The organism is Jannaschia seohaensis, from assembly GCF_900116765.1.
GTDB lineage: Bacteria > Pseudomonadota > Alphaproteobacteria > Rhodobacterales > Rhodobacteraceae > Jannaschia > Jannaschia seohaensis.
In genome coordinates this window covers 1-23,949 of record NZ_UETC01000019.1, presented here as the reverse complement: position 1 = coordinate 23,949, position 23,949 = coordinate 1, and the positions used below count along the sequence as shown (strand labels likewise).

The window sequence follows — 23,949 nt, the reverse complement described above, 5'->3', positions numbered from 1 at the left end:
CCGGGCGTCGTTCGCCGCGCCCGGCATCATGCGCGAGAAGGGATCACGGTTGACGGGCGGGCGCAAGCGGGGTGGCCGCGTCACCCGGTCCAGCTTTGCGCTTCTGCGGCGGCTGCCCGCAGCCAGAGCACGTCGAAGCCGCAGGCCACGCGGTAGCCTTTCGCGAACAGGCCGTCCGCTTGGGCCTTGGACAGCGCGACATTCCCCAGCGCGATGCCCGCCTTGCCGGCCGCCGCCTCGACCTTGGCGAGGGCGGCCTGGAAATCGGGATGGTCGAACTGCCCCGAGATGCCGAGATCCGTCGAGAGATCGAACTGGGCGGGGACGATCATATCGACCCCGGGCACGGCGCAGATCGCCTCGATATTCTCGATCGACTCGGCCGTCTCCGCCAGAAGGCAGCAGACCAGCGACCCGTCCACGGTCTCGCGGTGGTCCAGAAGGCCCGTGCCCCAGCGCGATTGCGCGATGAACGGGCCGAAGCCGCGCGTCCCGTGGGGCGGGTAGCGCAAGGAGGCGACGGCGCGCTGCGCCTCCTCGGCGGTGCGGACCATCGGGAAGACGATGCCCTCGGCCCCGAGATCGAGCGCGCGCTTGACCTGGACCGGATCGTTTTCGGCGACGCGCACCATCGGGGCGCATGACGTCCCGGCGGTTGCCGCGATCATCGCATGGGCGGAGGCGTGGTCGACGGCGCCATGCTCCATGTCGACCACCACGGAATCGGCGCCGGAGGCGGCGATGGCTTGCGTCACCGTGGCAGAGGGGATGGTGCAGATATGCATGGTGAGCCGGGCCGAGGGATCCGCGAGCCGGGTCTTGAGGGTCATGGGCTGGGGCATTGTCTTTCTGAGCTTTCGTCTTGGGGCGCCGGTCAGGCCGCCGGGGGGGGGGCCGAAGAAGCCCGTGATCTCGGCCAGCCGCCCATCGGGCGCCAGCCGTCCGAAATCGACGCCCTCCAGGGCGGTGGCGCCTTCGGCCGTCACCATGCGCCAGCTGAAAAGGATGCGCTCGTGATGCGCGCTCGCGCCGCTGGTCAGCTCGATCCGGGCGCCAGGCATTTTCGCGTGAAAGCCGCCGATCAGATCCGAGAGAGCCGCGCGGCCGACGGCCATGGAATTCGGGTCGGCATAGACGCCCTCGTCGCTCCAGCAGGCATCGAGGAGAGCGCGGCGCGTATCGGCCACCGGTTCGAGCCAGGCCGCGCCGTAATCCGCCAGCACATTCGGCAAATCCTTCGTCATGCGGCGCTCCCCGGCTTCCCCGACGTCACATAGTGAGCAGGGGTCGGCCTCCCGTCCAGGAAATTCGCGTCAGGACAGGGCGGCCATCTCGACCCGGGCGCGGCGTAGCGCCTCGGCCCCCGCCGTCCCGCCGGGATGGGACACGGCCCGCGCGCCACAGGTATTCCCCGCCTCCTGGCAGGCCAGCAGCGGCGCGCCGGACAGCCAGGCATCGAGGAAGCCCCCGTTGAACGCATCGCCCGCGCCGGTCGTGTCCACGACCCGTGCGGCGGGAGGGGGCAGGCACGGGCCGCCCGGGGTCGATGAGCCCTCGGCGCCGCGCTTGACCACGGTTGCGCCCCGGGGCGCCGGGCAGAGGCCCAGTGCGGTCAGCCGGGCCATCTCCTCGGCGTTGGGTAGGAACAGGTCCACGGCCTCGATCAGCGGCGCGACCGAGGCGGTCAAAGCATCGTCCCACCCGCAATCGAGCGAGACGCTCAGCCCCGCGGCGCGGGCAAGGGTCAGCAGGTCCGGGCGCTCCACCAGGGTCTTCAGTTCGCCGATATGAAGGTGGCCGATCCGCGCAGCCCGCAGCGACGCGGCGTCGAGCGTCGGCACGGCCGGTCCGACATCGCGGGTGACGAAGGCCCGGTCACCGCCATGGGCCATCGCCACGGTCAGTTGGAAGGCGCCGGGCTCCGTCGAGGGCTTCGACAGGTTCAGATCGACGCCGCAGCGCTCCAGCCCGGCCGCGACCGGCGCCTGGAAGGGGGCGGAGGGCAGATGCGCAGCCAGAAAGGCCGGCCGGCCAAGCGCCGCGATATAGGCCGCGGTGATCGCTGCGCCGCCGCCCGGATGCAGCGACAGGTCGTCGGCGAAGATCTCGGTTCCCGCCGTGGGCAGCCGCGGCAGGCCGGTGAAGACCAGATCGCAATAGACGCGCCCCGCGCAGAGAACGCCCGGCCGCTCTGCCCGATCCTGACTCATGCCAGAGCCAGCCCGCTCTGGCGATCGAAGAGATGGATGTCTTCGGGCGCGGCGCCCAGCCGGACGGTGCTGCCCACGGCGGGGGGCACGCGGCCATCGGCCTTGGCGATCACCTCGCCCGCGCTGGTCTCGACGTAGATCAGCGTTTCCGGGCCCAGAGGCTCCTGCACGGTCACGCGGCCTTCGATCAACGCCGGTCCCTCGACGGGGTGCAGGTCGTCCGGCCGCACCCCCAGCAGCACGTCGCCGCCACCCCGCGCCAGTGCGATCTCCCCGCCCGAGGCCAGCGCCACCCGTGCGCCGTCGGCCCGCCCTTCGATCAGGTTCATGGACGGCGCCCCGATGAAGCGGGCGACGAAGGTATCGGCAGGGTTGCGATAAACTTCAGACGGGGTGCCGACCTGGCGGATATGCCCGTCCTTCATGATGACGATCCGGTCGGCCAGGGTCATCGCCTCGACTTGGTCATGGGTGACGAAGACGATGGTGGTGCCGACGCGCTGGTGCAGCTTCTTGATCTCCAGCCGCATCTGGGTCCGAAGCTGCGCGTCGAGATTGGAAAGCGGCTCGTCGAAGAGGAACACCGCCGGATCCCGCACCATCGCTCGCCCGATGGCGACGCGCTGCCGCTGCCCGCCCGAAAGCTGGCTGGGCTTGCGGTCGAGAAGCGGGGTCATCCCCAGGATCTCGGCGACCTCGGCGATCCGTTCCTTCTTGTCGGCGCGGGGCAGCTTCGAGGCGCGCAGCCCGAAGCCGATATTCTTGCGCACGGTCATATGCGGATAGATCGCGTAGTTCTGGAACACCATGGCGATGTCGCGGGCGGCCGGCTCCAGCCGGGCGACGTCGCGGCCGCCGATCTCGATGGCGCCCGAGGTCGTGTCCTCCAGCCCGGCGATCAGGCGCAGGGTGGTGGACTTGCCGCAGCCCGAGGGGCCGACCAGGACGACGAATTCGCCGTCGGCCACCTCCAGGTCAATGCCGTGGAGCACCTCGGTCTGGCCATAGGCCTTGGTCAGGGAACGGAGGGCGAGTTCGGCCATTCAGGTCTCCTGCAGGGCGGCGAAGGCGGCCGCGCGCGCCCGGTCGGCGGCGGCGTGCCGCGCGGCGCGAGACCGGGTTCGGTCCCGCAATCGGGCGAGGGTTTCGTCATAGCTGTCGAAGGCCGCATCGAGCGCGGCGGGGGCTGGCCCGCCCGGCCGATCGCGGCGCGCGACGAAGGTTTCGGGCGAGGTGGCTTCGGCGAAGGCGCCTGCGTCGAGCCGGGTCGCGCGCCCGGTCTGCGCCTCGAACGCGCGGGCGAATGCGGCGTGGCCCACGCCCAGCGGCACGCCCTCTGCGATCACGGCTCGTGCTGTCTCGGCGGCGACGTGGTGGGCCGCGCGAAAGGTCAGCCCTTCGTCGCGGACCAGCGTGTCGGCGAGTTCCGTGATCGTCACGCAAGCCGCGTCCGCGTTGCGCCGCACGCGGGCCCCGTCGATCCGCGCGGCCGCGATCACGGCGGCCAACAGGTCCAGCATCCTCCCCCCGCTCTCGAAGGCGGCATAGCCGGCCTGCTGTACCTCGCCTTCGCTGTCGTTCATGTCGGTGAAGGGCGTGTTGCGCATCGTGTCGACCATCATGTCGCAGCGCCCGGCGGTGACGGCGGCCAGATGGCGCATATGCTCGATGGGCACCGGGTTGCGCTTCTGCGGCATGATCGAGCTGATCTGGACCAACGCGCGGGGCAGGTGCAGCTGGCCCACCTCGAACGCGGACCAGTAAGCGAAGTCCTGAACCAGCCGGCCCAGATGCACGAAGGGCAGCTTCATCGCGGAGTAGAGCCCGGTCACATAGTCGACCGACGCGATGCAGCCATAGGAATTGAGCAGCACGCCCTCGAAGCCCAGCAACTCCGCGACGCGAGCACGGTCGATGGGAAAGCCGGAGGTCGTGATCGCGGCGGCGCCCATGGGAGAATGCTCGAGCCCGTCTGCGGCGTCCGAGAGCCGCGCCGCATCGCGGAGCAACACCTCCGTCGCGGCGGCGAGGTAATGCCCGAAGGTCGAGGGCTGGGCCGGCTGTCCATGGGTATAGGCCACAATCAGCGTGTCTCGCTCGGCCCGCGCCTTGGCGAGCATGGTCCCCGCGAGGTCGTGCACCTGCGCCTCCACCCGCGCCACGCGCGGACGCAGCGCCATCTTGAACAGCGTGTGGTCCATGTCGTTTCGGGACCGCGCCGTGTGCAGCGCCCCGCCCAGATCGCCCAGTCGCTCCCTCAGTTGCGCCTCCACCAGGAAGAACCAGTCCTCGTGCTCGCCCGTATAGGTCAGCGCCGCCGGGTCCACCTCCGCCGAGATCGCGTCGAGGGCCCCCGCCAACGCGGCCCCCTCGGCCCGCGACAGAATGCCGGTCTCGACCAGCATCACCAGATGGGCCCGATTGATCGCGTCCATCCCCGCCGCGTAATGGGCCCTGACCCCCTCGAAGAGCGGCGCGAGAACCGTGTCGCGATAGACCGGATGGGGAAAAGCATCGAGATCCGTCATCTTTACCCCCTCATCTTGCCGGAAATACCTCGGGGGGTCCGGGGGGCAGAGCCCCCCGGCGGGTCGGACGATCTTCGATCGTCTGACGCAGTCCTGGGGCAAAACCCCGGGGCTCCGCCCGTTCGGCACTGGAAAGATCCCCCGGACCTTTCGCGGACCGTGTCGGACCGGTCTGGGGCTCCGCCCGTTCGCGGCTCAAAAGGTCCACTGGACCTTTTGTCGGCTGCGCCGAACCCGCCGCTCACCCCTTCAGCCCCGCCATCACGACCCCACGGATGATGAACCGCTGGAAGATCAGAAACACGATCAGCGTCGGGATGGTCGAGATGGCAGCTCCCGTCATGATCAGCTCCCAAGCCACGTCGGCCTCGTCGCCGAAGCCCGACAGACCCACCGGCAGCGTGTACATCTCCACCGAGTTGGTCACGATCAGCGGCCAGAGGAACGCCGTCCAGTTGCCCAGGAAGACGAAGATCGCCAGCGCGGCCAGGGCGGGTCGGACCAGCGGCATCGCCACCTCCCACCAGATCTGGAACTCGTTGAGCCCGTCGATCCGCGCGGCCTCGAGGAAGTCGTCGGGCACGCTCTCGAAGAACTGCTTCATCAGAAAGACGCCGAAGGCGGTCATCAAGCCGGGGAACATGATGCCCCAATAGCTGTCGAGCCAGCCGAATTGCTGGGACATGAGATACCAGGGGATGACCAGCATCTCGGTCGGGATCATCAGTGTGCTGAGGATCGCGATGAAGACCAGCGTCCGGCCCGGAAAGCGGAACTTGCACAGGGTGTAGCCCACGAGGCTGTCGAAGAAGAGGTTCGAGATCGTCGTCAGCGTCGCGATGATCAGCGAGTTCCAGAACCAGTTGTAGAACCGCCCGTCCTCCAGGACGTAGGTGTAGTTCTCCAGCGTCGGCTCGTCTGGGATCAGGTTGACGTTGTAAACCTCGTGCGGCCATTTCAGCGAGGTCGAGATCATGTAGGCGATGGGCATCACCATCAGGACACCGCCCAGGAACAGCAGGATCCAGCGGATCACCTGGGCGTTGTCGCGCGGGCCCCGCCTGGGCTTGGCCAGGAGCGCATCGGAGGAGGGCTTCACCCGCTCGGGGATCTCGGTGAGGGGCGCGTCGGTCATCGGTCGGCCCGCAATAGCCAGAGTTGCAGCAGCGAAACGATCAGCAGGATCGTGAACAGCACGACGGTCTGGGCCGCCGCGTATCCCATGTCGAAGCTTGTGAAGGCCGTCTGGTAGATCATCAGCACCAAGGGCTCGGTCGAGTTCAGCGGTCCGCCCGGATTGTTCGTCGTCATGTTGAAGACATGGTCGAAGATCCGCAGGAAGCCGATCGAGGAGAAGACCACGATGAAGACGATGGTCGGCCGCAGCAGCGGGAGCGTGATCTCGGTCAGCTGCACCCACCAGCCCACGCCGTCGATCCGCGCCGCCTCGTAATAGCTGACCGGGATGGCGCGCAGCCCGGCCATGAAGATGATGACCTGAAAGCCCAGCCCCGCCCAGATCGCGGGCGCGAGGACCGAGGGCAGGGCGTTGTCGACCGAGTTCAGGAACTCCACCTGCGGGATGCCGACCGAGGCCAGGAGGTTGTTGAACAGACCGATAGGCACCGGCTGATAGAACCACCGCCAGACCCAGGCCATGGCCACGGCGCTGGTCATGAAAGGCAGGAAGTAGAGCATCCGCAGAAAGGCATGCCCGAAGCGCAGCTTGTCGAGGTGGTAGGCGATGATAAAGGCCAGCACGAGCGAGATCGGCGTGCCCAGGATCAGATATTGGAAGGTGTTGACGAAGACTGTCCAGAACTCCGGGTCGTTCCAGAGCTTCTCGTAATTGTCGAGCCCGGTCCAGGTGCGCGATCCCAGCAGGTTCCACTCCTGGAAGGAGATCAGGACGGCATTGCCGGTCGGGTAGAAGCGGATGACCGTGTAGAACAGCACCGGCACCGCCAGGAAGGCCCAGGCCCAGGCGATCTGCTTCTGGCGCAGCGTCAGGTTGCGGTAGAACTGCATGGGGCCTGTCCGTTGGGTCTTGCGGTCGTCATCGGGCGCGCCCGAGATGGTCTTCGCCGACCGGCGCGCGCCCGATCCGGGCCGCCGGTGGCGTCGCCGGGCGCGCGGCTGGGAGATGGCCGCGCGTCCGACGCTCTCGACGGGTCAGTCGGCGTAGTACTCGTCGAGGATCTTCTGCTCGGCCTCGGCGGCGATGGCGAGGCTCTCGGCCGGGTCCATGTCCTGGAGCGTGATCCGCTCCACCATCTCGACCATCAGCTGGCGCTGCGCGCTCTCGTTGGCGAATTTGGTGGTGTTGGCATAGGCCAGCCCGCGGATGAACGGCCCGAAGGTCGCATCGTTGGCGTTCTCTTCGGTCAGGCCCACCGACGGCTTGGCCGGCAGCTCGCCCACCACGTCCAGCCAGATCTGCATCGCCTCGTCGGAGGTGATGTATTCCATGAACTTGACGGCGGCGTCGTATTTCTCGCCCTCGGCCTTGGTCGTGATCGCGTTGACCCAGTAGGAGGAGTAGTTGGACCGCGTGCCGTCCGCCGTCGCCGGCAGCTCCGTCACGCCCCATTTCAGGCCGCGCGTGCCGTTGAGCGAGCCGATGCGGAACGAGCCGTCGATATGCATCCCCGCGCGGCCCGCCTTGAAGGCCGCCTGCGGCTCGTCCATGAAGCCGATCGCGGTCACGGCATCGTCGCCCGTGAACATCGAGGTGTACATGTCGAGCGCCGCGCGGCCGGCATCGCTGTTATAGTTCACGGTCTGATAGTCATCGAGATAGGGCTCGCCGCCCATCTGCCTGATCAGTCCCTCGCGCCACCAATGGTGGTCCTGCGCGGTCATGCCGGCGGTGATGCCGACCTGGGTGAGGTTGCCCGCGCCGTCGCGCTTGGTCAGCTTGGCGGCGATGTCCATCATTTCGTCCAAGGTCTCGGGCGGAGCCTCGATCCCGGCCTCTTCGAACAGGCGCTCGTTGTAGAAGAGGGCCAGCGAGCGGACGGCGGTGGGCAGCGCCCAATAGGCGTCCCCGTCCTTCATCGCCTGCACCATGGGGAAGAACTCCGCGTCGATCTTCTCGGCGGGGAAGACATCGGCGGGGAGCGGCTGAATCAGATCCGCCTCGACGTAATCGTTGAGCCAGCCATAAAACAGCTGCACCACGTCCGGCCCCTCGCCTGCCGGGATCGCGGCGGCGACCTTAGTGCGGTAATCGGCATAAGGGAAATGCGTCATCGTGACGGTGATATCGGGGTTGGCCGCCTCGAAATTCTCGATCAGCTGCTCCATCGCCTCGACGCGCGCGTCGAAGAAATACTGCCAGTATTCGATCTCCACCTCGGCCTGGGCGGCGGTGCCGAGGCCCGCGGCCATGAGCGTGGCAAGGGCGGTCGTTCTGTAAGTCATGGTCGTCTCCCGTCGGTTGTTCCGCCGCCCGTTCTCGGGCGGTCCTTTCCTGCAACGCTAGATCACCTTCGTTGAACACACAACCTTCTTGAGTTATCCGGGGTCATGGCCCAGCCTCCGACCCCCCGTGGCGTCACGCCCGCCCGCTCCCGCGACCACAACCGCCAACTGGTGCTGGGGCATCTGCAAGCCGCGGGCGCGCTGGGCCGGGCCGAGATCGCGCGGCGGGCGGGGCTGTCGACCCAGGCCGTGAGCAACATCATCGCGGAGCTTGAGGGGGAGGGGCTTCTGCGCACGCAAGGTCTGGCCCGAGGGCGTCGGGGCCTGCCCGCGCCGCAATATGTGCTGGCCGCCGAGGGGGGCTTCGCGCTGGGCATCGAAGTGCGGCCCGGCGCGTTGCTGGCGGCGCTGCTGGACCTGGAGGGGCGACCGGTCTGGCACGATCGCCGGCCTCTGGCATCTGCCGCGCCCGAAGACGTAGGGGCGCAGCTGCCGGGGCTGCTGGCGGCCGCGCTGGCGGCGGCGCCCCAGGCCGAGGGCCGCTTACTGGGCGCGGGCGTGGCGCTGCCGGGTCCGTTCGGGCGCACGGGCATCGCCTCGGACCTGCCGGGCTGGGACGGGATTGCAGCGGCCGAGGTCTTCGCGCCGCTGGGCTTGACTGTCACGGTCGAGAACGACGCCAACGCGGCGGCGCTCGGCGCGCGGATCGCGCTGGCCCCCGAGGGGGTGACCAGCTTCGCCTGCCTCTATTTCGGCACCGGTCTGGGCCTCGCTATCGTGCAGGACGGGCGGCTCGTGGTCGGGGCCCATGGCAATGCGGGCGAGATCGGCCATGTGCCGATCCCGACGCCCAACGGGCCGCAACCCCTGGAGGCGCTGCTGTCGCGCCTCTCGGTGGAGCGGCACCTGCGGGCCGCCGGGCGGAAGGCGGGGGATATGGACGCGCTCGCCGCGCTGCATGCCGAGGGCGACCCGGCCCTGGCCGACTGGATCGCGGGGGCCGCCGGGCCGCTGGGCCTCGCCACCGGCCTGATCGAGAACCTGCTCGACCCGCAGACCATCGTCCTGTGCGGGGCGATGCCCGAGGGCATCGTCCGCGACCTGATCGCCGCCGCGCCGCTGACTGAGCGCTCGGTCGCCCGCCGCGAAGGCCGAACGCAGCCCCCCTTGCGGGTCGGCCGCTGCTCCCGCCTCGCCGCCGTCATCGGGGCGGGCGCGTTGGTGCTCAACCGAACCTTCACCCCGGCGCTCGCCGCCTGAGAGGCCCCATGACCCCCGACCAGACCCGCCTGGAGGCCGACCGCGCCGCCCCCCGCATCGTGCAGCTCTGGCGCCTCGTCACAGGCATGCGCACGCCGCTGACCTTCATGCAATCCGGCGCGCACCCGGACGATGAGACGAGCGGGATGCTAGCCGCGCTGCGCTTCCGCGACGGGCTGGATCTGGCCTATGTCTGCTCGACCCGGGGCGAGGGCGGACAGAACGATATCGGGCGCGAGGCCGGCGCCGCGCTGGGCGTGTTGCGCACTGCGGAGATGGAGCGGGCGGCGGAGATCCTCGACATGCGGGTGCGCTGGATGACGCCCGCCCCGGGCGATCCGGTCCATGATTTCGGCTTCTCCAAGTCGGGCGAAGAGGCGCTGGCCCGCTGGGGGCGCGACCGGACGCTGGACCGCTTCGCCCGGGCCTTGCGCGTCCTGCGGCCCGATCTGCTCTGCCCGACCTTCCTGGACGTGCCGGGCCAGCACGGACATCACCGCGCGATGACGCTGCTCGCGCCCGAGGCCATCGCGCGCGCCGCCGATCCGGCCTGGGAGACGGAGCAGGAGCCGTGGCGGGTGACCAAGCTCTACCTGCCCGCCTGGTCTGGGGCCGGCACCGCCTATGACGACGACCTGCCGCCGCCGCCCGCCACGGTGGTGGTCTCGGGGCAGGGGGTCGACCCGGTAACCGGGGCCAGTTGGGCGCGGATCGGCCAGTGGTCGCGGGGGATGCACCGGACCCAGGGCATGGGGCGCTGGCCGGAGGCTCAACGGGACTGGCCCCTGCATCTTGTCGAGGGCGGTGCCGAGGAGGCCGTGACCGAGGGGTTGCCCGTCTGCTGGGCCGATCTCGGCTGGCCCGGCGGCGCGCGGATCGACGCGCTTGTGGCGGAGATGGTGGCGGCGCTGGCGCGGCCCGATGTCGTGGCGCGCGCCGGGTCCGAGGCGCTGGCGCTGGTGCCGGAGCGCGGCCACAGGGCCGAGCGGCTGCGGACCCGTCTGCACCGGGCGCTCTTTCTGGCGGCCGGGGCCGAGGCGCGGGGCTGGGCCGAGGCGCCGCTGGTGCGCCCGGGCGCCCATGTCCCGATCCGGCTGGAGACCCGCGCGGGGGCGTTGGAGGCGGTCAGCGCAACGGTCGCGCTGCCGGAGGGCTGGACGACAGGGGAGGCGGGCGTGACCGTGTCGCCCTCGGTCGACGCGACCGCCTATCCGGACGGCTACGATCCGCTCGACCCCGCCGCGCCCTGCCTCGCGGTGGAGGGAACCTGGCGCGGCACGCCGCTTTCGCTGCGCCTCCCCCTCGACCGGACCCCGGCGGCGCGGCCTGACGGCGTCGCGCTGAAGCCGGAAGCGGAGGTTGTGAACCTCGCGCGAGAGACCTCCGTCGCCGTCCGCTGCGATGGCGACCTGGATCTGCCGGAGGGGTGGCGGCGGGAGGGCGCGGTTCTGCACCTGCCGCCGAGGGTCGGCCTGCACGAGATCGCCGTCCTGCGCGACGGCGCACCCGCCCGGCTCGTCACCGAGATCGCGGCCCCGCATATCCCGACCCGCGTGCTGGCCCGGCCCGCGATCCTGCGGCTGCGCGCGCTGGAGGTGGCGGTCCCCGACGCCCGTGTCGCCGTTTTCGGGGCCGGGCGCGACCGGGTCGCGCATTGGCTGCGGCGGATCGGCGTGGACGTCTCCGAGCCGCATGTGGAAGCGCTGGACGATCCGCAGGCGGATACGGTGCTGCTGGGCGTCTTCGCCTTGCGCTTCCGCGACGGGCTGGCGGAGCGGATGCCCCGTCTCTCCGACTGGGTGCGAGGCGGGGGGACGCTGACGACGCTCTACCACCGGCCCTGGGACGCCTGGGATCCTGACGCGATGCCGGCGCCCATCGAGATCGGCCAGCCGAGCCTGCGCTGGCGCGTGACCGACAACGCCGCCAAAGTGACCCACCTCGCCGATCATCCCATACTCGCGGCTCCGAACCCCATATCCGACGCCGACTGGGAGGGCTGGCACAAGGAGCGGGGGCTCTATTTCGCGAGGTCCTGGGATGCCGCCTATACGCCGCTGCTGGAGATGGCCGATCCGGGAGAGGCCCCGCTGCGCGGCGCGCTCCTCTCGGGGCAGGTGGGGCAGGGGCGGCATACCCATTGCGCCCTGATCCTGCACCATCAGATGGAGCATCTCGTGCCCGGAGCCTTCCGCCTGATGGCGAATCTCGTTGCGCCGATCTGACGGCGGGTCCGACCTGCGGGGCGGGCTCTGGCTGCTGGCCGATATGGGGCTGAACGTCTGGGCGCTGACCATCGTGAAGGCCTGGGGCGCGGAGCTGCCGGCGGCGCAGCTGGTGTTCCTGCGGGCGGTGGTCGGGCTCGCGGTGATCTCGCCCTGGATCTGGGTCGCCCGCACGCGCTTTGCCGAGGCGCGCGCGCCGGGGCTGCATCTGGCGCGGGTCGGGTTGTCGACGCTCGCGCTCACCTGCTCGTTCTACGCGGTGGCGCGGGTGCCGCTGGCGCTGTTCACGGCGCTGAACTTCACCCGGCCGCTGGTGATGATCGCCTTGGCCGCGCTGTTCCTGGGGGAGCGGGCGGGGCCTGCGCGCTGGCTGGCTGGGGCGCTGGGATTGGTGGGCGTGGTGATCGCGGTGGATCCTCGGGCCGAGCTCTCCTGGGCGCTGCTGGCGCTGGCGGTGACGGTGGTTGCGGGGACGGGAGCCGTCGTCGTCACGCGCAAGTTGAACGACCAGCCGACGGTGGTGATGATGGCGGCGTATACGGCCGGCCTGGCCGTGGCGACGGCGCCCCTGGCCTGGACGGGGTGGCAGGCGGTGCCGGACGGCGCCTGGCCGGTGCTGCTGGCCATCGGGCTCTTCGCGCAATCGGCGCAGGTCTGCTTTCTCCAGGCGCATCGACTGGCCGAGGCGGGGCTGTTGGCGGTGTTGGGCTATGCCAGCCTGATCCTGTCCACGGCGGTCGGGTATCTCGTGTTCGGCGAGGTTCCCGGCGCGGGCTTCTGGCTGGGGGCGGTGCTGATCGTGGGGGCGACGGGGCTGGCGCGGCGCTGACGGGGGCGCTCATCCGCCCTGTCGGGCGTCTTCGCCTTGGGTGGCGATCCGAGATGGATCGGTGAAGCCTGCCCGGAGGATCGGACCGGGGGCCAGCCCCCGGACCCCCGGGATATTTGGGCAGGGAAGAAAGGGTGGGAGCGCATCGTGGGCGCTCGTGGTCGCCGGATCTACAGGTCGTAGCGCTTGATGATCTTGTCGTCTGTGCGGCGCCAGTCCTCGAAGCCGCGGGACTTGTAATAGGCCTGCCCGCCTTCGTTGTAATGGGCGATCCGCGCCGCGATCCAGGCATGGCCCGCCGCCTTCGCCGCCTTGCGCGTGGCCTCGAACAGACGGCTGCCCACGCCAAGGCCGTGCGATCCAAGGGCGACGAAGGTGGCGATGTCGCAGGCACCCTCGGGCAGGCTGTCGTGACGGCCGATCCACTGGAAGCCGAGGATCTCGCCCTCGGCTTCGGCGACGTGCCAGATGTCGGATGCGGCCATCCAGTCGCGCAATTGCGCGCCCGTCACCGGCTGCGTCATCGCGGTGGTGCCGCCGCGTGCGATGATCGCGTTGAGCAGGGCGGCCATCGCCCCCGCGTCGAAAGGGCGGGCGGGGCGGACATGGATGCGCGTCACGGCGCATGCTCCGCCATGAGCGCCGCATGGCGGGCCAGATAGGCGGCGCGCGCCTCGGCCGGGGGGCGGAGCGCGACGGCGAGCCCGTCGAGCAGTGCAGGATCCGGGCGGCCGAAGAAGCGGTCCGCCTCGGTCTTGGAGAAGCCCGCAATCTGCGTGGCCTCCAGCCAGGCGGAGAGCTTGTCGGCCCGCTTGATGCGGCGTTTCAGGCGCTGGGGCGTGGCGGCGGGCAGTCCGAAGCGGAGGTGGATGGCAGCCTGCAGGCGTTCGTCGAGCGCCTCATATCCGGGCCCGACCGCCTGTTTTACAGGCGATATCATATCTCCGATCACGTATTCCGGCGCGTCGTGAAGCAGCGCGGTCAGCCGCTCGGCGGGCGTGGCCGGGCCCGACCGCTCCAGGATGTCGACCACGAGCAGGGAATGCTCGGCCACGGAATAGGGCCAATCGCCAAGGGTTTGGCCGTTCCAGCGGGCAACGAAGGCGAGGCCGTGGGCGATGTCCTCGATTTCCACATCCATAGGCGTCGGGTCCAGCAGATCGAGCCTGCGGCCCGATAACATTCTCTGCCATGCGCGCGTCTGTGCCATGGACGCTCCCTCACCCGGGGCGGGTCGTGATGCAACCGAAACGGCGGTGCCGGCGTAACGCTTTTTGCACGGATGCTATGGAATGGTGCCGCGGCACCTTTAACCCACCGGAGGACCAACCGGATGAAGACAATAATCCAAAGTCTGATCGCCTCGGCGCTGCTGTTCACCCCGATCGCGGCCTCGGCCCAGGAGACGCCCTGCGGACTGCGCGAGGATCTCGTTGCAGCCCTTCTGGATCAGTTCGGTGAGAACTTCTCGGGCGGCGGTCTGAAGGACGACAAGGCCGTCTACGAAATCTGGACCTCGGAGGAGGCCGGCACCTGGACGCTCTTGCTGACACGGCCCAATGGGATCTCCTGCATCTTGGCCTCGGGCACGGATTGGCAGCCGCAACTCGCGCGTCACATCGTCAAAGGCGTGAAGTCCTGATCGACCGGACCCGCGACGGCGGGGCCCGCCGCTCGGGGGAGCCGACGCGCCGCGCAACGCGACCTATCATACCGGCAGGTGCCCTGAGGGGGCACGAGGCCTCGCTGGCTGACCCCGCCGCATTGAAGCGCTGGCCGTCGCTTGATACGGCGACGCCAATCGGTTTGCCGCAGGAGCGCGAGATGAAAGACTACGTCGTCAAGGATATCGATTTGGCCGCCTATGGCCGGAGGGAACTGGATATCGCCGAGACGGAGATGCCGGGCCTGATGGCGTTGCGCGCCGAGTATGGAGAGGCCAAGCCGCTCAAGGGCGCGCGGATCGTTGGCTCGCTGCATATGACGATCCAGACGGCGGTGCTGATCGAGACGCTTGTGGAGCTGGGCGCCGATGTGCGTTGGGCCTCCTGCAACATCTTCTCGACCCAAGACCACGCCGCCGCCGCGATCGCGGCCGGGGGCACGCCGGTCTTCGCAGTCAAGGGCCAGTCGCTGGAGGAGCATTGGGACTATCTCGACCGCTCCTTCATGTTCCCCGAGGGGCCGAACATGATCCTGGACGATGGCGGCGACGCCACGCTCTACGTCCTGCTCGGCGCGCGGATGGAAGCGGGCGAGGACGTGCTGGCCGTGCCGACCTCTGAAGAGGAAGAGGTCATCAAGGCCCAGATCCAGAAGCGCATGAAGGAAAGCCCCGGCTGGTTCGCCAAGACCCGCGACGCGATCAAGGGCGTCTCGGAGGAGACCACGACCGGCGTCCATCGTCTCTATGATCTGCATAAGAAGGGTCTGCTGCCCTTCCCGGCGATCAACGTGAATGACAGCGTCACCAAGTCGAAATTCGACAACAAGTATGGCTGCAAGGAATCGCTGGTCGACGGGATCCGCCGCGCCACCGACACAATGATGGCTGGCAAGGTCGCCGTGGTCATGGGCTATGGCGATGTGGGCAAGGGCTCGGCCGCGTCGCTCAAGGGCGCGGGTGCGCGCGTCATCGTCACCGAGGTCGATCCGATCTGCGCCTTGCAGGCGGCCATGGACGGCTTTCAGGTCACGACCCTGGAGGAGGTGGTCGCGACCGCCGACATTTTCGTCACCACGACCGGCAACAAGGACGTCATCCGCATCGAGCATATGCGCGAGATGAAGGACATGGCGATCGTCGGGAATATCGGCCATTTCGACAACGAGATCCAGGTCGCGAGCCTGAAGAACCACAAGTGGACGAACATCAAGGAACAGGTGGACATGATCGAGATGCCTTCGGGCAATCGCATCATCCTGCTCTCCGAGGGGCGTCTCCTGAACCTCGGCAACGCGACCGGCCATCCGTCCTTCGTGATGTCGGCCAGCTTCACCAACCAGGTGCTGGCGCAGATGGAGCTTTGGCAAAAGGGCGATGCGTATCAGCCCGGCGTCTACATCCTGCCCAAGCAGCTCGACGAAAAGGTCGCGCGGCTGCATCTGGACCGGATCGGTGTGAAGCTGACGCAGATCTCCAAGGAGCAGGCGGACTATATCGGGGTGCCCCAGGATGGACCCTACAAGCCCGAGCATTACCGCTACTGACCCGAAGCGATCCCGTCCCCGCTCGTCCAAGGGCGGGGGCGGCGGTCCGAACGCGTTGTCGTCGCTCGAAGAGGCCGATGCGATGTGGCTCCGTCCTTCAATCGGCGCATCGTGGCGGGCGGTGCCATGATCGCGGCGGCCACCAGCCCGACCGCGATCTCCAACGCCTCGGCTGCGACCTACAGCGTCGACTTCGATCAGACGCCCGCTCAGCCGCGCCGGGCCCGGCCCAGGACGGCAACCGCGTGGCGAACCTGACGCCGACGGATAGCGGCGGCGACAGGGCGGACATTTGGAGACTTGACTGTCAGGGTCGTTGCCACCGCTGGAAGTTCGGAGCCGACAACCTGACCGTCACCGCATCCCCGGTTCCGCTGCCGGCGCCTCTGCGTCTGCTCGGGGCCGCGCTTCCGGGCCTGGGTGCTTTGCGCGCGCGGCAGGGCTGACAGCGCTTGGTCCGGTTTCTGGGATCGGCTCAGTGTTCCTCCTCCTGGCAGGCATGAGCCAGGGCGGTATTCTTTCTTCTCTCGCTCGTCCTGCGCCGCAAGGCAGCTACGATTGCCGCGCCCTTCGCGGCGGCATCTGGGTGAGCAGCCACGTGATCGCGATCGACATCGACGCCAACCATGCCGATCATCGGAATTTGCGGGCCCGGGGTGGGGGACCTGCCGAGAGCGGTCTCCCGGGCAGTTTTCCTTTGCTTCGCGCCCGCGCGCCGTGTGGAATGTCATCGAGGGCGCCTGTCCGGGGCGCCCGGAAGCAAGAGCGAGGACAGCATGAGCAAGCGGGACGAGCTGATCGAAAAGTATATCGACGACCTCAAGACCAAGGCCGGCGAGGCCGATCCGGATGTGGATCTGCTGCGCGAGGTCACCATCGCCTGCGGTCCCTCGATCTACAATCGCGACAGCGAGACCGTGTCCTCGACCTCCGATGGCGAGATGGCGACGGTGAAGAACAACTTCCTGATCAAGAAGCTGGGTCTCTCGGACGGGCCGAGCCTGGATCAGGGACTCGACGCGGTGATCGAGAGATATGGCCGCTCCAATACCCACAAATACCGCGCGGTGATGTATTATCTCCTGACCAAGCAGTTCGGGAAGGAAGGCGTCTTCAAGTGACGCGCCGCCAGGGCCGCGCGGGCGGCCGGTCTCCGCGATGAAGGTGGATGGGGGCTGCCTGTGCGGGGATGTCACCTATGAGGCGGAGATCGACCCGAACCGCGTCGCAATCTGTCATTGCGACGATTGTCAGGTGAATTCCGGCGCGGCCTACGGCTTGATCGTCGCGGTCGTGGGTACGGGGTTTCATTTGCGAACCGGACAACTGACGGAGTTCGAGAAGACTGCCCAAAGTGGCCGCAAGCGACAGCTCAGCTTTTGTGGGCGGTGCGGAACGCGGATCCACGCGCAAACTCGGGACGATCCCGGCGCGTTCTTCGGGTTGCGCGTCGGAACCATCCGCCAGCGCGCCGCCCTGCAACCGCGCGTGCAAGTCTGGTGTCAGTCGGCCATGCCCTGGGTCGAGGCGCTGGCGGATATCCCGAAACGCGCCAAGCAGTAAGCCCGTGCGACGGCAGCGCCCCGGGCGGCGCAGCGGCCCGGTCGATTCTGCCTCCGGTCAGGGTTGCATATGCGCAACACACCTCCCATCTCGATAGCGAGGCTCAGGGGGCTCTCGTGCCGAGGATCGGGCGGGGTCGAGTGGGCGCTTGACGAAGGAGATAGAGGCATGAACCTCGAGAAGTTCACCGAACGTGCGCGTGGGTTCCTACAGGCTGCGCAAACCATCGCGACGCGGGAAGGGCATCAGCAACTGATGCCGGAACACCTGCTAAAGGCCATCTTGGACGATGAGCAGGGCATGGCCGCCAATCTCATAGCGGCCGCTGGCGGTTCGCCGGATCGGGTCCGCGAAGCCGTCGATCTGGCGGTTGGGAAGCTGCCTGTCGTGTCGGGCGATGCGGGTGGCGTGATGATGTCGCGCGGGCTGGCTCAGGTGCTGGCCGAGGCCGAGAAGGTGGCGCAGAAGGCGGGCGACAGCTTCGTTCCGGTCGAGCGCGTTCTGACCGCATTGGCCATGGTAAAGTCGAAGGCGCGCGAGGCGCTGGAGGCGGGCGCGGTGAATGCCCAGGGTCTCAACAGCGCGATCAATGACGTGCGCAAGGGGCGCACGGCCGATAGCGCATCCGCTGAGGACAGCTACGAGGCGCTCAAGAAATATGCCCGCGACCTGACGGAGGCCGCCCGCGAGGGCAAGATCGACCCGATCATCGGCCGCGACGAGGAAATCCGTCGCGCCATGCAGGTTCTGTCGCGCCGCACCAAGAACAACCCCGTCCTGATCGGTGACCCCGGCGTCGGCAAGACCGCCATCGCGGAAGGCCTTGCGCTGCGCATCGTCGACGGCGACGTGCCGGAGAGTCTGCGCAACAAACGGCTGATGGCGCTCGACATGGGCGCGCTGATCGCGGGCGCGAAGTATCGCGGCGAGTTCGAGGAGCGGCTGAAGGCCGTGCTGTCCGAAGTGACCGCCGCCGCGGGTGAGGTCATCCTGTTCATCGACGAGATGCACACGCTGGTGGGCGCGGGCAAGACGGATGGCGCGATGGATGCGGCCAATCTGATCAAGCCGGCTCTGGCGCGGGGCGAGTTGCACTGCGTGGGCGCGACCACGCTCGACGAGTACCGCAAATATGTCGAGAAGGACGCGGCCCTGGCCCGGCGGTTCCAACCGCTGATGATCGCGGAGCCAACGGTCGAGGACACCGTGTCGATCCTGCGCGGCATCAAAGAGAAATACGAGCTGCACCACGGCGTGCGCATCAGCGACTCCGCCCTGGTGGCGGCGGCGCAGCTGTCGAACCGCTACATCACCGACCGCTTCCTGCCCGATAAGGCGATCGACCTGGTCGACGAGGCCGCGTCGCGGCTCCGGATGGAGGTCGACTCGAAGCCCGAGGAACTGGACGCGCTGGACCGCGACATCCTGCAAAAGCAGATCGAGGTGGAGGCTCTGCGGCTGGAGGACGATCAGGCATCGCAGGACCGGCTGGAGAAGCTGGAGCGCGAACTCTCGGAGCTCAAACAGCAATCGGCGGAGATGACCGCGAAATGGCAGTCCGAGCGCGACAAGCTGGACCAGGCCCGGACCCTAAAGGAAGAGCTGGACCACGCCCGCGTGGAGCTGGATCAGGCCAAGCGCGAGGGCAACTTCGCCAAAGCCGGTGAGCTGCAATACGGTCGCATCCCGGAACTGGAACGCAAGCTGGGCGAGGCGGAGACCGACGACAACGACCTGATGGTCGAGGAGGCCGTGCGTCCCGAGCAGATCGCGGGCGTCGTCGAGCGCTGGACCGGGGTTCCCGTGTCCAAGATGCTGGAAGGCGAGCGCGAGAAGCTCTTGCGCATGGAGGACGAGTTGGGCCGCCGCGTGATCGGACAGCGTCAGGCGGTGACCGCCGTGGCGAATGCCGTGCGGCGCGCGCGGGCGGGGCTGAACGACGAGGCGCGGCCTCTGGGCTCGTTCCTGTTCCTCGGCCCGACCGGCGTCGGCAAGACGGAGCTGACCAAGGCCCTTGCCGAGTTCCTCTTCGACGACGACAACGCCATGGTGCGGATCGACATGTCCGAGTTCATGGAAAAGCACGCGGTGGCCCGTCTGATCGGCGCGCCTCCGGGCTATGTCGGCTATGACGAGGGCGGGGTCCTGACGGAGGCCGTGCGGCGGCGCCCGTATCAGGTCGTGCTCTTCGACGAGGTCGAGAAGGCGCACCCGGACGTGTTCAACGTCCTGCTCCAGGTGCTGGACGATGGCGTGCTGACCGATGGTCAGGGCCGCACGGTCGACTTCAAGCAGACGCTGATCGTGCTGACCTCGAACCTCGGCTCTCAGGCGCTGTCGCAGCTGCCCGACGGGGCGGACGCGGCGCAGGCCAAGCGCGACGTGATGGACGCGGTGCGGGCGCATTTCCGTCCCGAGTTCCTGAACCGCCTGGACGAGACGATCATCTTCGACCGTCTGGCCCGTGCGGATATGGACGGCATCGTCGATATCCAGGTCGCGCGGCTGGCCAAGCGGCTGGCTGGGCGCAAGATCCGCCTGGAACTGGACGACAGCGCGCGCGAGTGGCTGGCCGAGGAGGGCTATGACCCGGTCTTCGGGGCGCGGCCGCTCAAGCGGGTCATCCAGCGGTCGCTGCAGAACCAGCTGGCCGAGATGATCCTGGCGGGCGAGATCGCCGATGACAGCGTGGTGCCGGTGCGGGCCACGGCGGACGGGCTGCAAGTCGGCGAGCGTTTGGCCAAATCGGACCGGACGCCGCCACAGGACGCGGTGGTCCATTGACGCCAGTAGGGCGGTCCTTCGGGGCCGCCCTTTTTCGTTGCGCTCCGGTGGGAGCGGGAACACTTGGCGGAGATGTGCGCCTCCGGCGGGGATATTTATGCAGGGAAGAAGAGGGGGGCGTTTCCTGGGCTTGCGGGGGCGCGGCCTTGTGGGCGGGGGCGGCGCGGGTGTGCCTCTCCGTCTGCCGCGCGCGTTTCCAACCGGCGTCTATCGAGTGCCGCGAGGGCGGTGCCGCCGTCGTCTGACAGCTTGCACTGCGGGGACCGCCGCCGCAGGGTAGCGCGATGGAGGGACGCGGCATGATCTTCATGGAAACGGCTTGGTTGGCGCTCCAGATCCTGGCGCTTCTGTTCGTCTGCATGATCGGGATCGCGATGGCCATCGCCGTGGTGATGTTCATCCGCGACCGGCGCCAGACTGAGGACGCGATCCGGCGCAACTACCCGGTCATCGGCCGCTTCCGGCATCTCTTCACGGAGTTGGGGGAGTTCTTCCGGCAGTATTTCTTCGCCATGGACCGCGAGGAGCTGCCCTTCAACCGGGCGCAGCGCGACTGGGTGCGGCGCGCCGCCGATGGGAGGGGGAACACGGTCGCGTTCGGGTCCACCCGCAACATCACGGCGCCGGGCACGCCGCTCTTTATCAACGCGGCCTTTCCCCCGCTCGATCAGCAGGCCGCCAAGACGGAGCCCATGGTGATCGGGCCAACCGCGCGGGAGCCCTATATCGCGAAATCATTCTTTAATCTCTCGGGCATGAGCTATGGCGCGATCTCGAAGCCCGCGATCCAGGCTCTCTCGCGCGGATGCCGGGAGGCGGGGATCTGGATGAACACCGGCGAGGGCGGCCTGTCGGAGTATCACCTGGAGGGAGGCTGCGACCTCGTCTACCAGATCGGCACGGCCAAGTTCGGGGTGCGCGACATCGCCGGCAATCTCTCGGAGGAGAAGCTGCGCGAGATGGCGGCCCGGCCCGAGATCAAGATGTTCGAGCTGAAGCTCGCCCAAGGGGCCAAGCCCGGCAAGGGGGGCATCCTGCCCGCGGCCAAGATCACGCCGGAGATCGCCAAGATCCGCGGGCTGCGGCCGGGCGAGGACGGGATCAGCCCGAACCGTCATGCCGAGGCGTCGAATGTCGATGAACTCCTGGACCTGATCGCGCGACTGCGCGAGGTCTCGGGCAAGCCGGTCGGCATCAAGACCGTCGGCGGGCACGCCGATGCCTTCCGCGAGCTCTTCGACCGGATCAATGCGCGGGGCGAGGCCTGCGCGCCGGACTTCATTACGCTCGACGGGGGCGAGGGGGGGACGGGCGCCGCGCCGATGCCGCTGATCGACCTGGTCGGCATGTCGATCCGGGAGGCGCTGCCGTTGGTGAGCGGGCTGCGCGATGCCGCCGGGTTGAAGGGGCGCATCCGGCTGATTGCTTCGGGCAAGCTGGTCAATCCGGGCGATGTGGCTTGGGCGCTCGCCGCCGGGGCGGATTTCGTCGTCTCGGCGCGCGGGTTCATGTTCTCGCTGGGCTGCATCCAGGCGCTCAAGTGCAACAAGAACACCTGTCCGACCGGCATCACGACCCATGATCCTCGCTTCCAGAAAGGGCTGGTGGTCGAGGACAAGTGGCACAAGGTTGCCCGTTACGCGCAGGGCATCGTGTCGGAGGTCGAGATCATCGCTCATTCGGTCGGTTGTACCGAACCGAGGCAGATGCGCCGGCGTCATGTCCGCCTGGTCCAGCCAGACGGCACCTCGATCCCGATGAACGAACTCTTCCCCCGGCCCGAACCGGAGAGCCGTATCGCCGCGCAGTGACGGCCCGGCCGGAGTGGGCACGGGATCGCGGCGTCTTACGTTGTCGTGAGCAGCTGTAACGTTTGCTCCCATGCGGGGCGGGCTAAGCTATGTCCCCTGCAACGCGAGATCGAGGAGCCCCGAATGTTCAAGCCCGACCTGACCCGCGCGGACGTGACCCCCGAGGCCGTCTGGATGAATCGCCGCCAGTTGATCGCAGCGCTCGGCGCCGGATCTGTCGCGGGGGCCAGCGCGCCCTTCGCGGCCCGCGCGCAGGAGGCGCTGGAGCCGCATACCTGGGAGCAGATCACCAACTACAACAACTTCTACGAGTTCGGCACACGCAAGGACGATCCCGCCCGGAATGCGCAAGACATGGTGACGGATCCCTGGACCGTTACCGTCGACGGGCTGGTGGACAATCCCGGCGCGTATTCCCTGGCCGAGCTGATCGGCGACATCCCGACCGAGGAGCGCATCTACCGCTTTCGCTGTGTCGAGGCCTGGTCGATGGTGATCCCCTGGAACGGGTTCGAGCTAAACAAGCTGCTGGCCAAGGTCGGCGTGCAGGACGGCGCCCGGCATGTCGCCTTCGAGACGGCGGTGCTCCCGGATGTGATGGAGGGCGTGAACACCCCGATCCTCGATTGGCCCTACCGCGAGGGGCTGCGCCTGGACGAGGCGATGCATCCGCTCACGATCATGGCGACAGGCATTTATGGCCGTCCGATCCCCAATCAGAACGGCGCGCCGATGCGGCTGGTGGTGCCTTGGAAATACGGCTTCAAGTCGATCAAGAGCATCGTGCGGATCAGCCTCGTCGCGGAGGAGCCCTTCGCCACCTGGAATCAGAGCCAGCCGAACGAATACGGCTACTATGCGAACGTGAACCCGAACGTGGATCACCCGCGGTGGTCCCAGGCGAGCGAGCGGGTGATCGGAGGCGGATTGTTCGCCCGCCGCCAGGACACGCTGATGTTCAACGGCTATGAGGACCAGGTCGCCTCGCTTTACGAGGGCATGGACCTGACCGTGCAGTTCTGACCGATGTCGGCGGCCGCCCCAGCCCTTGGCCCGTGGCTTTCGAGTTATGCTCGGAAGGTCCCGACATGGCCGGTCTATCTGCTCGGGCTCGTGCCCGGGGTATTTGTGGCCTGGGATGGCGTGACGGCCATTGCCGATGGGGTCGATATCCTGCTGCATGGATTCGGCAGCCTAGCCTTGCAGTTTCTTTTGGCCTCCCTGGTCGTGACACCGCTGCTGCGGTTTGCGCGGATCAACCTGATCAAGTTTCGCAAGGCGCTGGGCCTGCTGTCGGTGATCTATCTGAGCCTGCATTTCGCGGTCTGGCTCTTGCTGGACCTCCAGCTGCGATGGGGCTTGATCGGGTCCGAGATCGTCAAGCGGCCCTATCTGACGATCGGATTCGCCGCGTTTCTGATGTTGCTGCCGCTCGCCGCCACCAGTTGGCAGGGGGCGGTGGCGCGGATGGGCACCCAGGGTTGGGCGCGTCTGCATCGCTTGGTCTACCCCGCCGTGATTCTCGGGGCAGTGCATTTCGTCATGCAGGAGAAGGTCTGGCTGTCGCAGGCGCTGGTCTATCTCGCGGCCGCGCTGTTCCTCGTGAGCCTGCGATTCCTCTGGATTCGCCGCTGGTAGGGGGCGCGCCCCCCGATGTGGCGGCGCGCGGCGTCCGAGCCGAGTCAGGGCATGCAGATTCTGCATCGATTCTGAGCGCGAGAGGGGGCGGCAACGGTCGCGGAGAGGGTTCGTGGAGAAAATTCTTCCTATAGATATCTGATCTAATTGTTGTTTTCTGGCTCACCCGAAAAAAATGCACCTTTCGGTCAAAAGGCACTTGCAGCCCCCCGGCCTCATCCGTAAATCCCCCCTCACCGGCGGCGCTGAGGCGCTGATCGGGACGCCGGACGGAACGACGGGGCGCACGCTTCGAAGGGCCTAGGCAAACATCTCGAACGAAGGTCGACGCAGAGGCCCCTTCCAGGGGGCCAAGGCTGACGCTCTCGTTCGTGCTTTTTGACATGATTGTATATCTGAAGAGATATGCGGGCGGTTTGGGTTTGATCGAGCATTCGATGGATCAGACGTCTGTATATCGCGCTAGTA

Annotated in this window: 20 protein-coding genes; 11 read left to right on the top strand and 9 right to left on the bottom strand. The window is 68.0% G+C overall.

The features are described from left to right. Positions 1–80: 80 nt before the first annotated feature. The 7 genes from DTQ71_RS21395 to DTQ71_RS21365 form a co-directional block, all read right to left on the bottom strand. The gene (locus tag DTQ71_RS21395) at positions 81–1,244 is read right to left on the bottom strand and encodes an aldolase/citrate lyase family protein (protein ID WP_109566334.1); all 1,164 of its coding nucleotides are present in this window, start codon (positions 1,242–1,244) and stop codon (positions 81–83) included. Positions 1,245–1,313: 69 nt separating this feature from the next. Beyond that, positions 1,314–2,210, bottom strand: a complete 897-nt coding sequence (locus tag DTQ71_RS21390) for a carbohydrate kinase family protein (RefSeq protein ID WP_109566333.1) — start codon at positions 2,208–2,210, stop codon at positions 1,314–1,316. Beyond that, positions 2,207–3,253, bottom strand: coding sequence for an ABC transporter ATP-binding protein (locus DTQ71_RS21385; RefSeq protein WP_109566332.1), 1,047 nt, complete (start codon positions 3,251–3,253; stop codon positions 2,207–2,209). Before DTQ71_RS21385 ends, DTQ71_RS21390 begins: the two co-directional genes overlap by 4 nt. Continuing rightward, positions 3,254–4,738 (bottom strand): argininosuccinate lyase, encoded by a 1,485-nt coding sequence (gene argH / locus DTQ71_RS21380; RefSeq protein WP_109566331.1) that lies wholly within the window; start codon positions 4,736–4,738, stop codon positions 3,254–3,256. Positions 4,739–4,979: 241 nt separating this feature from the next. Then, positions 4,980–5,873 (bottom strand): carbohydrate ABC transporter permease, encoded by an 894-nt coding sequence (locus tag DTQ71_RS21375; RefSeq protein ID WP_109566330.1) that lies wholly within the window; start codon positions 5,871–5,873, stop codon positions 4,980–4,982. Then, on the bottom strand, positions 5,870–6,766 hold the full coding sequence (locus DTQ71_RS21370) for a carbohydrate ABC transporter permease (RefSeq protein WP_109566329.1): 897 nt from the start codon (positions 6,764–6,766) through the stop codon (positions 5,870–5,872). Before DTQ71_RS21370 ends, DTQ71_RS21375 begins: the two co-directional genes overlap by 4 nt. A gap of 144 nt (positions 6,767–6,910) precedes the next feature. Then, the gene (locus tag DTQ71_RS21365) at positions 6,911–8,161 is read right to left on the bottom strand and encodes an extracellular solute-binding protein (RefSeq protein WP_109566328.1); all 1,251 of its coding nucleotides are present in this window, start codon (positions 8,159–8,161) and stop codon (positions 6,911–6,913) included. A 105-nt stretch (positions 8,162–8,266) separates the two neighbouring features. Here DTQ71_RS21365 and DTQ71_RS21360 point away from each other — a divergent pair, with 105 nt between their 5' ends. Genes DTQ71_RS21360 through DTQ71_RS21350 form a run of 3 tightly spaced genes read left to right on the top strand, consistent with a single transcriptional unit; the run spans position 8,267 to position 12,475 of the window. After that, a complete protein-coding gene (locus tag DTQ71_RS21360) occupies positions 8,267–9,421 on the top strand; it encodes an ROK family transcriptional regulator (RefSeq protein ID WP_109566327.1) in 1,155 nt (384 codons plus the stop codon). Positions 9,422–9,429: 8 nt separating this feature from the next. Further along, the gene (locus DTQ71_RS21355; protein WP_109566326.1) at positions 9,430–11,646 is read left to right on the top strand and encodes a PIG-L family deacetylase; all 2,217 of its coding nucleotides are present in this window, start codon (positions 9,430–9,432) and stop codon (positions 11,644–11,646) included. Further along, complete coding sequence (locus DTQ71_RS21350) at positions 11,633–12,475, top strand: DMT family transporter (protein ID WP_245947687.1); 843 nt, start codon at positions 11,633–11,635, stop codon at positions 12,473–12,475. Before DTQ71_RS21355 ends, DTQ71_RS21350 begins: the two co-directional genes overlap by 14 nt. 170 nt (positions 12,476–12,645) lie before the next feature. On the opposite strand, the gene DTQ71_RS21345 is transcribed toward DTQ71_RS21350, so the two are convergent. Both DTQ71_RS21345 and DTQ71_RS21340 read right to left on the bottom strand, forming a co-directional pair. Beyond that, a complete protein-coding gene (locus DTQ71_RS21345) occupies positions 12,646–13,095 on the bottom strand; it encodes a GNAT family N-acetyltransferase (RefSeq protein ID WP_109566325.1) in 450 nt (149 codons plus the stop codon). Next, entirely contained in the window at positions 13,092–13,685 is a 594-nt protein-coding gene (locus DTQ71_RS21340) for an HD domain-containing protein (protein WP_109566324.1), read from the bottom strand. The genes DTQ71_RS21345 and DTQ71_RS21340 overlap by 4 nt, the downstream gene beginning before the upstream one ends. A 123-nt stretch (positions 13,686–13,808) precedes the next feature. Here DTQ71_RS21340 and DTQ71_RS21335 point away from each other — a divergent pair, with 123 nt between their 5' ends. The 8 genes from DTQ71_RS21335 (at position 13,809) to DTQ71_RS21300 (ending at position 23,481) form a co-directional block, all read left to right on the top strand. Then, entirely contained in the window at positions 13,809–14,117 is a 309-nt protein-coding gene (locus DTQ71_RS21335; protein ID WP_109566323.1) for a hypothetical protein, read from the top strand. A gap of 182 nt (positions 14,118–14,299) precedes the next feature. Continuing rightward, positions 14,300–15,685, top strand: a complete 1,386-nt coding sequence (gene ahcY, locus DTQ71_RS21330) for an adenosylhomocysteinase (RefSeq protein WP_109566322.1) — start codon at positions 14,300–14,302, stop codon at positions 15,683–15,685. Positions 15,686–16,461: 776 nt separating this feature from the next. Beyond that, positions 16,462–16,806: a DUF2853 family protein gene (locus DTQ71_RS21325; RefSeq protein WP_109566321.1), complete on the top strand. Its 345-nt coding sequence runs from the start codon at positions 16,462–16,464 to the stop codon at positions 16,804–16,806. A 37-nt stretch (positions 16,807–16,843) separates the two neighbouring features. Beyond that, positions 16,844–17,248 carry a GFA family protein gene (locus tag DTQ71_RS21320; RefSeq protein WP_109566320.1) on the top strand — a complete coding sequence of 135 codons (405 nt, stop codon included), beginning with the start codon at positions 16,844–16,846 and terminating at the stop codon, positions 17,246–17,248. A 168-nt stretch (positions 17,249–17,416) separates the two neighbouring features. Further along, entirely contained in the window at positions 17,417–20,032 is a 2,616-nt protein-coding gene (gene clpB, locus DTQ71_RS21315) for an ATP-dependent chaperone ClpB (protein ID WP_109566319.1), read from the top strand. A 308-nt stretch (positions 20,033–20,340) separates the two neighbouring features. After that, positions 20,341–21,843 carry an FMN-binding glutamate synthase family protein gene (locus DTQ71_RS21310; RefSeq protein ID WP_109566357.1) on the top strand — a complete coding sequence of 501 codons (1,503 nt, stop codon included), beginning with the start codon at positions 20,341–20,343 and terminating at the stop codon, positions 21,841–21,843. 123 nt (positions 21,844–21,966) lie between these two features. Then, on the top strand, positions 21,967–22,866 hold the full coding sequence (gene msrP, locus DTQ71_RS21305; RefSeq protein ID WP_109566318.1) for a protein-methionine-sulfoxide reductase catalytic subunit MsrP: 900 nt from the start codon (positions 21,967–21,969) through the stop codon (positions 22,864–22,866). 90 nt (positions 22,867–22,956) lie between these two features. Continuing rightward, positions 22,957–23,481 (top strand): protein-methionine-sulfoxide reductase heme-binding subunit MsrQ, encoded by a 525-nt coding sequence (locus DTQ71_RS21300; protein WP_170125531.1) that lies wholly within the window; start codon positions 22,957–22,959, stop codon positions 23,479–23,481. Positions 23,482–23,949 lie beyond the last annotated feature (468 nt).

What these genes read in the sequence shown, in the direction of transcription:
- DTQ71_RS21395 (WP_109566334.1), bottom strand. Translation starts at nt 1,244, where the DNA reads ATGACGAAGGATTTGCCGAATGTGCTGGCGGATTACGGCGCGGCCTGG.
- DTQ71_RS21390 (WP_109566333.1), bottom strand. Translation starts at nt 2,210, where the DNA reads ATGAGTCAGGATCGGGCAGAGCGGCCGGGCGTTCTCTGCGCGGGGCGC.
- DTQ71_RS21385 (WP_109566332.1), bottom strand. Translation starts at nt 3,253, where the DNA reads ATGGCCGAACTCGCCCTCCGTTCCCTGACCAAGGCCTATGGCCAGACC.
- argH (WP_109566331.1), bottom strand. Translation starts at nt 4,738, where the DNA reads ATGACGGATCTCGATGCTTTTCCCCATCCGGTCTATCGCGACACGGTT.
- DTQ71_RS21375 (WP_109566330.1), bottom strand. Translation starts at nt 5,873, where the DNA reads ATGACCGACGCGCCCCTCACCGAGATCCCCGAGCGGGTGAAGCCCTCC.
- DTQ71_RS21370 (WP_109566329.1), bottom strand. Translation starts at nt 6,766, where the DNA reads ATGCAGTTCTACCGCAACCTGACGCTGCGCCAGAAGCAGATCGCCTGG.
- DTQ71_RS21365 (WP_109566328.1), bottom strand. Translation starts at nt 8,161, where the DNA reads ATGACTTACAGAACGACCGCCCTTGCCACGCTCATGGCCGCGGGCCTC.
- DTQ71_RS21360 (WP_109566327.1), top strand. Translation starts at nt 8,267, where the DNA reads ATGGCCCAGCCTCCGACCCCCCGTGGCGTCACGCCCGCCCGCTCCCGC.
- DTQ71_RS21355 (WP_109566326.1), top strand. Translation starts at nt 9,430, where the DNA reads ATGACCCCCGACCAGACCCGCCTGGAGGCCGACCGCGCCGCCCCCCGC.
- DTQ71_RS21340 (WP_109566324.1), bottom strand. Translation starts at nt 13,685, where the DNA reads ATGGCACAGACGCGCGCATGGCAGAGAATGTTATCGGGCCGCAGGCTC.
- DTQ71_RS21335 (WP_109566323.1), top strand. Translation starts at nt 13,809, where the DNA reads ATGAAGACAATAATCCAAAGTCTGATCGCCTCGGCGCTGCTGTTCACC.
- ahcY (WP_109566322.1), top strand. Translation starts at nt 14,300, where the DNA reads ATGAAAGACTACGTCGTCAAGGATATCGATTTGGCCGCCTATGGCCGG.
- DTQ71_RS21325 (WP_109566321.1), top strand. Translation starts at nt 16,462, where the DNA reads ATGAGCAAGCGGGACGAGCTGATCGAAAAGTATATCGACGACCTCAAG.
- DTQ71_RS21320 (WP_109566320.1), top strand. Translation starts at nt 16,844, where the DNA reads ATGAAGGTGGATGGGGGCTGCCTGTGCGGGGATGTCACCTATGAGGCG.
- clpB (WP_109566319.1), top strand. Translation starts at nt 17,417, where the DNA reads ATGAACCTCGAGAAGTTCACCGAACGTGCGCGTGGGTTCCTACAGGCT.
- DTQ71_RS21310 (WP_109566357.1), top strand. Translation starts at nt 20,341, where the DNA reads ATGGAAACGGCTTGGTTGGCGCTCCAGATCCTGGCGCTTCTGTTCGTC.
- msrP (WP_109566318.1), top strand. Translation starts at nt 21,967, where the DNA reads ATGTTCAAGCCCGACCTGACCCGCGCGGACGTGACCCCCGAGGCCGTC.